This window comes from Natronoglycomyces albus (genome assembly GCF_016925535.1).
GTDB classification, from domain to species: Bacteria; Actinomycetota; Actinomycetes; order Mycobacteriales; family Micromonosporaceae; genus Natronoglycomyces; species Natronoglycomyces albus.
The window spans coordinates 1693411-1707561 of the sequence record NZ_CP070496.1; the positions used below are offsets into that span (position 1 = coordinate 1693411).

Annotated in this window: 5 protein-coding genes; 4 read left to right on the forward strand and 1 reads right to left on the reverse strand. The window is 65.3% G+C overall.

From position 1 onward, the window contains the following. From JQS30_RS07220 to JQS30_RS07235, 4 genes are all read left to right on the forward strand, one after another. Nucleotides 1-8442, forward strand: coding sequence for a type I polyketide synthase (locus tag JQS30_RS07220; protein WP_213172686.1), 8442 nt, complete (start codon nucleotides 1-3; stop codon nucleotides 8440-8442). 43 nt (nucleotides 8443-8485) lie between these two features. Next, nucleotides 8486-9997 carry an ABC transporter substrate-binding protein gene (locus JQS30_RS07225; RefSeq protein WP_213172687.1) on the forward strand — a complete coding sequence of 504 codons (1512 nt, stop codon included), beginning with the start codon at nucleotides 8486-8488 and terminating at the stop codon, nucleotides 9995-9997. A gap of 87 nt (nucleotides 9998-10084) precedes the next feature. Next, on the forward strand, nucleotides 10085-10966 hold the full coding sequence (locus tag JQS30_RS07230; RefSeq protein WP_213172688.1) for an ABC transporter permease: 882 nt from the start codon (nucleotides 10085-10087) through the stop codon (nucleotides 10964-10966). Further along, the gene (locus JQS30_RS07235) at nucleotides 10966-13197 is read left to right on the forward strand and encodes an ATP-binding cassette domain-containing protein (protein ID WP_246498140.1); all 2232 of its coding nucleotides are present in this window, start codon (nucleotides 10966-10968) and stop codon (nucleotides 13195-13197) included. The genes JQS30_RS07230 and JQS30_RS07235 overlap by 1 nt, the downstream gene beginning before the upstream one ends. A 23-nt stretch (nucleotides 13198-13220) precedes the next feature. Here JQS30_RS07235 and JQS30_RS07240 read toward each other — a convergent pair whose 3' ends face one another. Further along, nucleotides 13221-14150, reverse strand: a complete 930-nt coding sequence (locus JQS30_RS07240) for an NAD(P)/FAD-dependent oxidoreductase (protein ID WP_213172690.1) — start codon at nucleotides 14148-14150, stop codon at nucleotides 13221-13223. Between the last annotated feature and the right edge of the window lies 1 nt (nucleotide 14151).

Here is a 14151-nt window from a genome sequence, read left to right on the forward strand (position 1 = left end):
GTGAGTTCCCCCCACGTCGATTCCCACGACTATGTGCCCGACCACCGGGTAGCCGTGGTCGCCATGAGCTGCCGCTTCCCCGGTGCCACCACGCTTGCCGAATATGAGGACCTCATCCGCTCCGGACGCGAGGGACTGACCCGCCTGGACGCGCAGGCACTGCGCCGCGCCCAGGTTCCGACCGCTGTGAGCCGCCGACCCGGCTACGTGCCCGTCAGCGGAATTCTGCCCGACCCGACCGCCATCGACGCTGCGGCGCTAGGGCTGTCGGAAACCGAAGCCGAGCTGATGGACCCCCAACAGCGGGTCTTCCTCGAATGCGCCGCAGAAGCACTCGAATCCGCCTGCCTGGCCACACCCGACCGGCGAGGAACCGTTGGCGTTTTCGCCGGACAATCCCTCTCCTCCTACCTCATCGACAACCTCCGGGATCGATTCCACCCGCGTGGCGGGGACGACCCCGTCGACAGCCTCTTCCTACATGGGCTCAATGTCGCCGATTACCTGCCGCAACGCACCGCCCGCGTGCTGGGATTGACCGGGCCCACCCTCGCCGTCGGCGCCACCTGCGCCACGTCGCTGGTGGCCATCCACTTGGCGGTGAACTCGCTGCTATCGCACGAATGTGACACCGCACTAGCCGGGGGAGTGACCCTCCGTCTGCCGCAAGATCAGGGCTACCTCAGCGTTCCCGATGGGCCGTTCTCCTCCGACGGACACACCCGGGCCTACGGAGCCGAAGCCACCGGTACTGTGTTCACCCAAGGCGCGGGCGTGGTCGTGCTGCGACGACTCAGCGACGCGCTGGCCGATGGTGACGACATTTACGCGGTCGTGCTCGGCAGCGCCATCGGTAACGACGGTCCCGACTCCGTGGCCTTCTCCGCCCCATCGGTGCGCGGTCAAGCGCGCGTCATCGCCGAGGCGCAAGCCGTAGCCGACGTGGCCCCCGACCAGATCGGTCTCATCGAAGGCCATGGAACGGGTACGGCACTGGGCGACCCCATCGAAGTGCGGGCCCTCAACGAAGTCTTCGGCCACGCCGAACAACCCTGGTGCGCACTGGGGTCGGTCAAATCACTGATCGGACACACCGACGCCGCCGCTGGTGTGGCCGGGTTTATCAAAGCCGCGCTCGCGGTGAGCGGCGGATATCTGCCACCGACCGCGCACGCGCAAACGCCGAACCCAAACCTGCCACTGGAACACTCCGCGTTGCGCCTGTCAACCGAGCTGCGCCCCTGGGAAGCTCCCAGACGCATCGCCGGAGTCAGTTCCTTTGGCATCGGCGGAGTCAACTCTCACCTGATCCTCGAAGCGCCACCGCAGCCAAAGCCAACCGCCCACCGGCCGACCGTAGCGGATTCTCACGTCACGTTGCTCTCCGCCGCAGACCGTGAAGCCTTGCGCCAGCGCACCGAAGACGTGCAACATCTGCTCGCCAGCGAGGACGAACCCGCGAGGCTGGCCTCCGCCTTCGCACATGGAGCGCGGCGGCACCCATGGCGCGGCGCCCTAGTGAGTAACGGACGAGGCGAGGTGACCATCGCCGCACCGCCCGTGTCCGCCCCATCGACGCCACCACAGCTCATCTTCGCCTTCCCTGGCGGGGGAGCCCAGTTTCCAGGTATGGCCGCCGACCTCTACCGCAGCGAACCGGACTTCACCCGCTCGCTTGACCGGTTGGCAAACCTCTTCAGCGCCGAGACCGGATGCGACCCCCGCGACATCGCTGTGGCAAACGCGGTGGCGAACCAACCCGGCACCGGTCTGCCAGCGCTGTTCGCCGTGGAAGTGGCGATGGCTCAGCTGTTGGAAAGCTACGGATTGCGCCCCGATGTCCTCCTTGGGCACAGCGTCGGTGAGTACGCCGCCGCTGTTATCGCCGGGGCGCTGTCGGAGGCCGACGCTTGCCGGCTCGTGGCTGAACGCAGCCGACTCATGCAGACCCTGCCACCTGGTTCCATGGTCACCGTGGCGCTTCCGACCACTGAGGTCGCGGAATTGCTCGCTGCTCATCCCGGAATCGACCTCGCGGCGGTCAACGCCCCACAGTTGTGCGTCCTCGCCGGTGCACAGGCCGATATCGCCGCGCTGGAGTCGGATCTACAGCGTCGCGGCGTCGAACATCACCGGGTCGACGTCGCCGTTGCCGCCCATTCGCGCCACGTTGAACCGGTCATGGCGCAACTGCGGCAACTGGTTGACACGTTCCCACCGCAGCGGCCACACCGCACCATGATCAGCACCCTCGACGGCGACCTGGTCACCGGGCCGCTCGAGCCCGAACATTGGGTGCGTCACCTCCGGGGAACCGTACGCATGGATCGAGCCCTCGATACCGCCACCGCCTTGGGCGACAGCCTTCTCATTCAGCCCGGGCCAGGGGCAAGCCTCGCCTCCATCGCCACAGGTGAAGGCATCCGCGACCGGCTCACCACCTTCGCCACCGCCTCCGAAGCCACCACCGCAGGGGCCGGACGGCGGGCGCTACTGGAGTGCCTTGGCCAGGCCTGGTCCCATGGCATCGAACTCGACCTTGACCGGCTCGTGCCACGCCAACCAGGCCGAAGAGTCCCGACCTACCCATGGCAGCGGCGACGCTACGCCTTGCCGCACCTGCTTGGTGCGACCAGAGCCCAACGCGAAGCCTCCGGCCCGCAGCCAAGCCCCGATAATCCCCTACAACTACCCAGCTGGAGACGCGACCGGCCCGCCCGACGTCAACCTTTGCGAACAAAGCGCCTCGCCCTCCTAGCCGACTGGGCCGAGCACACCTCATTGGCCACGGCGGCTCGGCAACGATTCGCTCATATCACCAGCGAGGTTGAGGAGGAGACCGACATCGTCATGATGGTCTCCAACCCGGCCGATCCGACCGATGTCGCAGGTGAACTCAAACGTTGGCAGCGCCTCGCCCAATCCTTCGCCGCCACGGGTGCGCGGCCGCTCCTACATGTCACCTGCGCCGCTGAGGCCGTCACCGGCGGCGAGGAGATCAACCCCGCCGCCACGGCCGCCAGCGGACTGCCGCGAGTATTGGCCCAAGAATTCGCTGGAACCCGCTGGCGCACCCTCGATCTAGAGACCGCCCCCATCACCGAGGCCGCCTGCGATGCGGTGCTCGACGAGCTTGCCGACCTCCACAGCGACCTGGACGAGGCGGCCAAGGCCAGCCATGTGGCGATACGAGGAACCCACCGGTGGACGCGCCGCTGGGAATCATGGACACCTGAGGACACCAGCGAACAAACCTCGGTCGAAGCCCCGTGGATCATCACCGGCGGGTTTGGAAACGTCGGCCTGGCCCTGGCCCGTCGCCTCCGCGAAAAGTCGCCCCATACGCCGGTGATCCTGCTGGGACGTACCCTGCCGGCCCCCGACGATCCACGCTGGGAACGATGGTGCGACCTGAAGGGCCCCAACGTCGAAGCCCACCAGGTGGACGTAGCGCAACCGGGCGCGCTGGGCGAAGTTCTCCACGACATCTCTGGCCGGCACGGCAGCCTGGGCGTCATCGTGCACGCGCCCGTCTCGATCGACCTAGCGCCCCTGGCTGACCTCGACGAGGCCGCCATCACCGCCGCCCTAGCCCCGAAAGTGCGCGGGGCGGTGGAACTGGCCCAGGCCATCGACGCGGCGCACACAAAACCCGACCGTGTCATCCTCATGTCCTCGGCCGCTGGAACCATTGGTGGCTTCGGGTTGGGAGCCTACGTCGCCGCTGGACGTTTCCTCGATGGCCTCGCCTGTTCACGCGGCTGGCTGTCGGTCAACTGGGACCGCATCCGGTTGGGAACCGCGCAAGAGGAGAACACGGCCTCCGAAGTGAGCCTGCGGCACGCCATCGACATCGACGACGTGGTTGACCTTCTCTTGCGTCTGCCGACCCTGCCTTGGAACGGGTACCTTGCCGCCTCACCAACCGAGCTCAACACCCGATCTCGTGCACTCGATATCACCCGCCGCGCCGGGGTCAACGGCACCGGTGGCGAACCATCGCCGCTCGATGACCCCGCCCAACAACTAATTGCCGCGATCTGGAGCGAAGTCCTGGGGCGCGAGGTGCGATCGGCTGAGGACGACTTTTTCGCCCTGGGCGGCCATTCGCTCCTGGCGACCCGCGTGCTCGCATTGCTACGAGAACGACACGGCATCGAACTGCGGTTGCGCGATCTGCTGTCCTCCTCGACGGTCAGCGCTTGCGCCGGGCTGATCGACGTATCCGAGATCGCCGCCGTCGAGGTGCAAAGTACTGCCAGTCCCAGCACCGCCACCCCGCTTGACCGCTTCGGACTGACCCGAGTCCAGCACGCCTACTGGATCGGCCGGACTAGGGGAGTAGACCCCTCGCGCAGCGGCGAACAGGGCGTCGGATGCCACTTCTACCTCGAGTACGACTGCCCACAACTGGATGTGGAGCGTTATGAGAACGCCTGGCGGCGCGTCATCGAACGCCACCCCATGATGCGCACTGTCATAACCGCCTCGGGTGAACACCGACTGTTGGACCCACCCCCACACTTCGAACTGTCCGTCGACGACCTCCGAGAACACTGCGCAACCGAAGCCGAAACCCGCCTGGAAAGCATCCGGGCCCGCCTCTCGACTCGAGTGGCCGACCCCGCCCGCTGGCCACTAATTCATCCGCAGGTGGTTTTGCTCCCCGGTGGCAGGGCCCGGCTACTGCTGTCGGTGGACGTACTCGTTTGCGACTCGGCCAGCTGGATGCTCATTGACCGGGAACTGTGTACGCTCTACCGCGACCCAGACACGTCGCTGCCGCCAGTGCCGACCACCTTCGCCGCCTGCGTCGCCGCCGATGCCGCTCGAAGTGAAAGCCCGCGATATCGGGCCGCCAAGGAATATTGGACGAAGCGAGTGCCCACCCTGCCAGAGGGCCCGCCCATCGCCAGCACAGAAGCGACCGGTCGGCCGCACTTTACGCGCCTGGCCGCCCAGATTCCGGCCCAACGATGGCAATACCTGCGACAACAGGCTGCCGCCCAGCGCGTCACCCCGACGGCGCTCGTGCTCAACCGCTACTGCGAAGCGTTGGCCAACTGGTCGGGGCGTCGGCACTTTTCGGTCACGCTCACCGTGTTCGACCGGCCTCCGGTGCCGGGCGTGGAACGCGTCGTAGGTGAGTTCTCCTCGATGATCGTTCATGAGGCCAACCTTGGTGAGGACACCGCTCGGCAATGGGAGGCTGTCCGGGCGACTCAAGATCGCCTCGCCGATGACCTAGACCATCGCCTCTACAGCGGATTGGAAGTTCTCACCGACTGGAGCCGATCCCGAGGCAAGTCCTCCAATGTCCCGGTCGTCTTCACCTCCATGCTGGGCCTGGACCGGCTCGGAGGGGACCAACCACACGACCACGAGTGGCTGGGGTCGCAAGTGGATGGCATCAGCCAGACTCCACAGGTGTGGCTCGACCATCAAGCGTTCGAGCACCGGGGTGCGCTGGTTTTGCAATGGGACGTGTGCGACAGCGTCCTCGACCTCGACGCGGCACGAGCGCATTTCGAACGCTACGTTGCCGCACTCGCCGAAGATGAGCCCACGGAGACTAACTCAGACCAACCACAGCCTGGCACCGTTGGCGCGGCAGTAGACTCTGCGCGGCAACCGGCCTCCACCGAGGCCATATCTGAGGGCGAAACCTCGATTCCGACGGAGGAGACTCTCAAAAGCCTGTGGGCGGAGGTCCTCAACCTTGACGAAGCCGATATCGGCGACCACTCCTTCCTCGCCCTTGGTGGCGACTCGCTCATGGCAGTCCGCATGGCTGCCGAGCTGCGCCGCCGCACCGGATTCGTCCTGCCCTTGACTCAAGTCAGAGCCGATGTGACGATCAACGAACTCGCCGCGCTCATGCGAGGAAACACCGATTCCTCCACCGAGGTGCCGTTGGTACGGCGTGAAGATCCGTTCGCGCCCTTTGGGTTGCTGCCCCTGCAACAGGCGTACTTCGTCGGCCAAAGTGGAGCCTGGGACATCTCCTACGAGACCGCCCACGTCAGCACCGACATTGAGGCGGTCACCGAGGGATCGTTCGACGCGGACACCATCGCTTCGGCACTGCGCTTGGCCACCGAACGCCTGTGGCGACACCACCCGATGCTGCGCGCCCAGATTCTGCCAGACGGTACCCAGCGCATTCGGCCCGAAAGCGACACCTCCTGGCGTACACCGGTCGAAGTACATGACCTTACCGCCCTAGCCGACCCCGCAGAGAGGTTGGAACAGATTCGTTCCCACTGGGCCAGCTGCGGACCAGACCCACGACACGAATGTGGCGTCCGCGTCGGATTCAGTATCCTTTCCGCCCAGCGGGGACGCCTGCACATCGCCAGCAGCCTGTTGATCATGGATGGTTGGTCCAATGGACTGTACTTCCGTGAGCTATTGGCTCAACTCAACGAGCCGACCTCACTGGGCGCACCATTCGACATCGACTTTGGCGACTATGTCGCCTCAGTGACCGCACCCGACCAACAACGGGCCCAAGAGGCCGACCGGCAATGGTGGAACGAACGGCTCGAGGATTTGCCCGCCGCCCCGGCCCTGCCCCGGCAACGTCACATCTCAGAAGTCAAAAACGAGCAGATGACGATGCGGGAGTTCCGTCTCACCCCCGATAAATGGCAGCGCCTGCGTCAGATGTGCCAACGCTTTGAAGTCACCCCCGCCTCGGCGTTGCTGACCGTATTCACGCTAGCCCTGAACGATGTCACCGGCCAACAGCGCATGTTGCTCAATACGTTGCAGCACAATCGGTTGCCCCTACACGAGGACGTCGATTCCATGATCGGCCCCTTCTCTCGCACCGCGTTGCTGCCCGTGGAATTGTCCGAGGCCGACTTCGTGAGCCTGTGCGAACGGATCGGCGAGCAACAGCGAGTCTGCGACGAACACCGTCGCGTCAGCGCCGTGGACATCGGACGCCAGATGGCGCGCCGAGGCGGCCGCACCTCCTCAGTCGCCCCGGTGGTGTTCCAATCGACCATCGGTATGGACGCCGCGCTCGGTGGTAGCCCGACCAATCAGGCCGGAGTGCTCGGCCGAGTCGACGACGCCACCTATGACCAGCGTCTGCGCACCCCGCAAGTGGAATTGGAGCTGCGCACCTACGACATCCAAGGGCATCTGGTGATCTCCTTGGCATCGGTCGATGAACTGTTTGGCGACGGCGTCGCCCAGACCATCTCTCACACTATCCACGAACGACTCCAGGCCCTACTGAATGAGGAAGAGTGGACGGTCACCCAGACCTTGGCCACCGAACCCAACCCACGATGGGACAGTCCCAAGGACCTCGAACCGACCCCTTCGCAACCCCGACAGGGCAACGAACCGATCGCGGCCGAAACCCTCGCCCAAGTGTCCGCGGTGTGGACCCGCCTGCTCGACCTTGAGGAGCAACCGGGCCCTAAAGCCGACTTCTTCGCCTTGGGAGGCGACTCACTGTTGGCCGTCCGCATGGTCGGTGCGCTACGGCGCGACCTGGGCATAGACGTCGATATGCGTCGCTTCCTGCGCGAGCCAACCTTGCAAGAACTGTGTCGAGACGCCCAGGCCGTGGAAGGTTTCGCCGCCGCCGCTGCCTCGACCGTGGAGATGACCCACCTGCGCAAGGGACTATTCGAACTGCGCTCGGGAACGGGCCGACCGGTGTTCCTACTGCACCCCTCCGGGGGAGACATCCTGTGCTATGTGGAGCTGTCGCGCCTGCTCGAGACGTCCCGCCCCATCCTGGCCATTGGCGACCCCGGCCTCGAAGGTCACGCCATGCCCACGGCGATTCCGGCGCTGGCCGAGTGCTATCGCAGACTCATCGCCGACGTGCAACCACAGGGTCCGTGGACTATTGGCGGCTGGTCGATGGGCGGCACGGTCGCCCACGAGGTGGCTCGTCTGATTCACGCTGGCCACGGCGCGGTCGACCGGTTGCTTATGATCGACTCCAATTCCCCGGAACGCATCGTTGCCCTGGCCGGCCTTGACGCCCAGGCCACTGAAGAACAACAGCGGCTGCGCCAATTGCGCTCAACCGAGGCTTTCCTGGGACTAGACATGGGCCCGCACCAAGACTGGCGCAGCCTCGCCCAGGCCCTCGTGAAGGCCAACGCCGCCGCCAGCGTTGAAGCCCTCGAAGAACGCTTCGCGGTGTTCTCCCGCCATCTGCGTGGCCTAGCCGACCACCACGCCGGGGTGCTGCCCGCATCGATCGAGTCGGTATTGCTGCGCGCGAGTGTGACCTCTCCGCGCAACAGCGGCCAAGGGATGGGCGTCGACGACGCTGACGATCCCCAACTGGGTTGGAGCGCCTGGATTCCGGGACCCCTCACCGTGGTCGATATCGACGCCCACCACTACTCGATCTTGCGCGACCCCGCCGTCGCTCACGTCGCGAAGATCCTGTCGCGAGCCCTATGAGCCTCACCTTTGTCCTACCCCGAAATTTCAGAGAGACGACATCATGACTAACCTCAACCGCCGCCGACTCTTCGGACTCAGCACCGCCGCCGCCCTCGGAGCTCTGGTGAGCGCCTGTGGAACCGGTTCGGCAGATAGCGGTCGACCACAAGGCATCTTGCGCTTCGGGTCGGTCGCGGGCGCGGGATCAGCCGCCGCCCTTGACCCACACGGGTCCCTGTTCAACGAATCGGATTGGCTCCGCCACACCTGCGTATACGACATGCTGGCCACCACCGACGAACAAGGCAACATAGTCCCCGCCTTGGCTCGTGCCTGGACGCCCGACGAGGACGCCACGAGATGGACCCTCGACCTGCGCGACGACGCGGTCTTTAGTGACGGAAAGCCGGTCACCGCCGATGACGTCCTGTTCAGTCTGGGACGTATGAGCGAGCTGGCCGCCGAAAACGGCAACCGGCTGGGCCTGGTCGACGTGGAGGCAAGCGAGATTGTCGACGAACACACGTTGACCATCGTCACCTCAGCCCCGGACGCTGAACTGCCCTTGACTCTCGCGTTTGGGACCTTCGTCGTACCGGAGGCAACGACAGACTTCGCCCAGCCGGTTGGCTCCGGTCCCTTCACTCTGGCTGAGATGGACGATCAAGGTGCGAACCTGGACCGGAGCGAAACCTGGTGGGGTGAGAAACCAGCGGTCGCTCGGGTGGAGATTCGGGCCTTCAGCAGCCCGCAGGCGTTGGCCTCGGCCGTCTCCAGCGCAGAGGTGGACGTCGCCGCCTCGGTCATGCCCGCCGCCGCCGAATCCGCTGAGGAGGGAACAGCCGTACACGTGCGTCCGGCCTCCGAGTGTGTGCCCCTGCTACTGCGGGTCGACACTGCCCCATTCGACTCCCCACAGGTGCGCCAGGCCGTCAAACTCGCTCTAGACCGCCAAGCCCTAGTCGACCAGGTGTACCTGGGTTACGGGGTCGTGGGAAACGACATGATCAAGTACGACGAGCCCTCTGTGCCCGAGGACGTCCCCGCTGTCGAACGCGACCTGGAAAAGGCCCGGTCCTTGCTGGAGGAGGCCGGCTATCCGGATGGCTTCGACGTCGTCTTGCACACCACCACCGCCTACCCGGCGATGCTCCCCACCGCGACTGTGGCCGCCGAACAGTTGGCCGAAGTCGGGATCAGGGTCGACGTCGAACAGCACGCCCCCGAACAATATTGGTCGCAGGCATACACGGTGGAGCCCTTCACGGTTGGCTACTACGCCGATACCTCCTTTGCCACCACCGTGCGCCAGACCGTACTGAGCTCCGCCGCCTTCTCCGAGACAGGTTGGAAAGACGAGGAGTTTGACGCCGATTTCGCCGCGGCCATGTCCGAAACCGATGAGGAGGCTCGCCTCGAAATATTGCATCAACTGCACTACCGCATGGCCGAGGAAGGCGGCTGGGTCGTGTGGGGGTTCGGCGACGGAGTGGACTTGCACGCCGGACATGTCAGTGGGCTGCCAGCCCACGGCAACCGCTATGACCTCTCACGGGTAACACTTGAACAGTAGCGGCACATGCTGTCACCTGCGGTGGAGGGCGCACGGGCCTCGAGACGAATCCGGTCCCTGGCCAGGCTAGGCGCATGGCTCCTTGGTATGGGGGCGGTCCTGACTGGGTTGTTTCTCCTGACCGAGATGCTGCCCTCCGACCTCGCCGATGTGCAGGCTGGCGCTGACGTTGAGCGGGCCGAACAGTTGCGCCACATCTATGGGCTCGACCAACCGATAGGTGTGAGGCTGTGGGATTGGTGGAGCGCGGTGTTCAGCGGCGACCTGGGCCATTCTCTGATCGACGGCAGCCCAGTGTGGCCGCGAGTGGCCGACCGGCTGATCAACACCGCAGCCATCGCCATGCCCGCCATCCTCATTGCCGCTGTGGCTACGGTCGCGCTGGCCCTGGTGTTGAGCTGGAACCGAGGACGTCCGGTAGCCACGCGCACGTCGGTGGGGCTCGCCGCTTGCGCGGGGCTACCCGAGGCGGTCTTGACCGTTGCGCTAGTCGCGTTGCTGTCGGTGCGACTGGGCTGGGTGCCGTCGGTGTCGTTGCTGGCACCGGGGCAACAGCCGTGGGATCGCGTCGAGATTCTTCTTTTGCCAGTGTTGTCGTTGGCCATCCCGGCCATCGCCTGGTCGACCCGAATGCTTAAGGGCAGCAGCGACGACATTGTCAGCTTGGATGTGGTTGTCTCGGCCAGGCTGCGAGGAATGCCCGCCCACCGGGTCATCCTGCGACATGTGCTGCCTCGCATGCGCGGCCCGCTGGCACAGGTGTTCGCGGTCATGGCCGCCGGAATTCTCGGCGGCAGTGTCATCGTGGAATCCCTGCTGGCCTATCCGGGAATCGGCCAATTGCTCAGTGGGGCCGTCGCCGCGCGTGACACTCCAATGGTCCAGGGCGCGGGGCTGGTGTTGGTGGTGGTATCGATGAGCCTGTACACCGCCGCTGACCTCATAGTCGATAAAGGACGGATGACGTGATGCCGGTGCGTGCGATCGTGCGGCGACGACGGATCAACGCCACTGGGGTGTTGTTGCTGCTTTTGGTGGGGGTGTTGGTCGCGGTCGTGACGGGGCCATGGCTGGCTCCGCACCCTGCACATTCGGCCGTGGGGCAGCCATGGTCGCTCCAGGCGGGTTCGTGGCTGGGCACCGACAGCTTGGGTCGCGACGTGTGGTCGCGGATACTGCACGGTGGGCGCTCGCTGTTGGCGGTAATCGTCCCCATTGGCGTGGCAACGACAGCATTGGGGGCGCTCATAGGGCTGTGCGCCAGCCGAATACGGTGGCTCGAAGCCAGCCTGGGGCCGATCTCGGCGGCTTTGATGGCTGTGCCCGCCACCGTCGTGGTCCTCTCCGCCGCTGTCGTCACCACCGCCCCGGTGGCTACAGCCGTCGTGATGCTCATGATCGGAGTGCCGCTCTCGGCTCGGGTCATCCATGCCTCTGCGGCCGTCCTGACCGATCGTGAATTCGTCCGGGTCGCCACCAGGCGTGGCGAAGGCCCCCTAGGCATTGTGGTGCGGGAACTAGTTCCCGCCCTATCTGGAACGATCATCGCCGATGCGGCTGTGCGCATACTGGCGGCGTTGCAATTGCTGGTCGCATTGCATGTACTTGGGTTCGGCCCCGGACCGACGACAGCCGATTGGGCGGTCATGATCTGGGAAAACCTGCCGGGCATTCAACTGTCGTGGCTGAGTGTGGCCGCCCCGGCCAGCGCCATCGCCATCGTTGCCGTGCTGATCGTGGTGAGTCTTGACCGGCTGGCGCAACTGCTCGTTCCCGGACCCGGCGGGGCGGCCCTGCCGAAGTGGCCCACTATCCCCGCGCGCCCGGTGGAGTCGCCGGGCCATGATGTCGAGGTGCGGGCCCTCAGCGTCCACTCGGGCCCACAGGAGCTGGTCCACATTGACCATTTCACCGTCGCCAGCGGGCAGATCGTCGGAATTTATGGTGACAGTGGTTCAGGTAAATCCACCCTGCTGCATGTCCTTGCCGCCGCCGCCCGTCCTGGCCTCCGCATCGATGCGGCCCAGTTGAGGATTGGCGGGTCCCCACTGCCTGAAACCAGCCGTGGTCGCCGGGCTTTTCGCTGGTCACACATAGGTGTGTGCGAACAAGACGCCATGCGCACATTGGATGAACACCGCACCGTGGCCGACACCATCCGCGATGGGAGAGCACACCACGGTGATATCGCCCAGGCGCTGACCTCCATGGGTTTGGCACCCGAACTTGCGAATCGACCAGCTGGCACGCTCTCCACTGGGCAAGCAGCCCGCGTTGCCCTCTTGCGAGCCCAATATCACCGACCACGGCTACTGCTGTTGGACGAACCAACCGCGCCGCTGGACGCCACGTCAGCGGCCCTGGTGGCCAACGCTCTTCGTCGCCGCAGTGAAGAGGGGCTAAGCACCATCATCGTTAGCCACGACACCCAGTGGCTGTCCACAGTGTCAAACACCATCCTCCACATGAGCGAAGGCCAGCTCAAACCTGCCACGACCGTGGTCGACGACGTCATGCCGCCGCCCACCGTCGAGGCCGCGTCCCACGAGGCCACCGCCGTGGGATGGCACCCGGTCACCGTCACCGCCGGATGCCAAACGCTAATCAGCGACCTCGACATGCGCCTTCTGCCAGGAGAAATGGTCGTGCTGCGTGCACCGTCGGGCACGGGTAAGAGCACCGTCTTGCGCGCCGCCGCCGGCGAAGACCTCCCCAACGGCCTGACCGTGACCGGAATTGACCGCCACCAACGAAGGGACCGAACGCACTGGGCCCGCCTCCAACTCATGAGCCAAGACAGCGCTCTGGCGCTCAACCCCGGTCGCGGTCTCCTGAGCCAGGTCAGCGGTCATATTTCTCAACTCACCGGCCTCAGTCGAGCCGAAGCCACCGCCCAGGCCCGCCGCGCTCTCGCCCAAGTGGGCCTGACCGGGGCGGTCCTACGGCGAAAACCCGGAGCGTGCTCCGGCGGGGAACGCCAACGCGCGGCCCTGGCGAGGGCCTTGGCCGTCGACGCTGAAATCCTGTTGCTCGATGAGCCGACGGCCGCCCTCGACGCGGGCAATACCTCCCTGGTCATGCGACTACTGCGCCGCAGAGCTCAAGCTGGCACCGCGATCCTTATCGCTAGTCACGAAACCGAGGTCGTCCGATGGGCTGACCGAGTCATCGAACCCGTGGCGCACACGGCGGCGACATAAATGAGCGAACACGGCACATGCGGTCACTTCATCGAGGAGATGAAAAGGTCCCGCTCCATCCACACCGTGGCTCGCTGGCCATCGGCCACGGCGCTGGCCACGAACGCCGTGTGGCCAACCGCGCCGGAGACGATAGCGGCATCCCCAGCGGCAAACACTCCCGGAACCGAGGTCGCCATGGACTGGTCAACGACAATGAGGCCTTCGGCATCTTGATCGCATCCCAGCGACGCGGCCAGATCGTTCGACTGCCTGAACGCGGGACGGTGAAAGATCACGTCGGCGACAACGTCGGCCCCATCGGAAAAGACGACCGTGGGCTGGCCGGGCTCCCCGTCGATGCGTGCCACCGGACGCCGGTCAATTTTCACGCCACCGGCCTGAGCCGCCTCCGTCATTTCCTCGCCCACCTCAATGGTGTTGGTGCATAGGGTGACGCTGGTGGCGAAACGGTCGGCCACGTAGCGGGCCAACATCGCATCTTCGCCCCGGTGCGAGATCACCGCTACGGTGCGGCCCTTGGTCTCGTAACCATGGCAGTAGGCGCAATGGACCACGTCCGAACCCCAGCGTTGCCACAGACCGGCGATGGTTTCAAGCTCATCGCGTACGCCAGAGGCCAACAAGACTTTGCTGGTAGTCACCACTGTGGACTCATCGAGGGTCACCGTAAAGGCGCCGTCCTCACCGGTGATGGATTGAACGTGGGAATCCATCAGGCGCACTCCAGGATGTTCTTGGATTTCCTTGCGAGCCAAAGCGCGAAACTCAACCGGAGACTGTCCGTCGCGGGTGGGATACATGTGCATGTGCTCGGCCTTTGCATTGCGAGGCTCTCCGTGGTCGGCCAAGAGAACTGATCGTTGCTGACGGCCGAAAATGAGCGCGGCCGACAGGCCCGCAGGCCCAGCCCCCACTATCACCACGTCGTAGTGCGCGCGAATGTCTGTCATA

Excerpts from the sequence above, each read along its gene's own strand:
- JQS30_RS07235 (WP_246498140.1), top strand. The coding sequence starts at position 10,966 with ATGCCGGTGCGTGCGATCGTGCGGCGACGACGGATCAACGCCACTGGG.
- JQS30_RS07240 (WP_213172690.1), bottom strand. The coding sequence starts at position 14,150 with ATGACAGACATTCGCGCGCACTACGACGTGGTGATAGTGGGGGCTGGG.
- JQS30_RS07230 (WP_213172688.1), top strand. The coding sequence starts at position 10,085 with ATGGGGGCGGTCCTGACTGGGTTGTTTCTCCTGACCGAGATGCTGCCC.
- JQS30_RS07225 (WP_213172687.1), top strand. The coding sequence starts at position 8,486 with ATGACTAACCTCAACCGCCGCCGACTCTTCGGACTCAGCACCGCCGCC.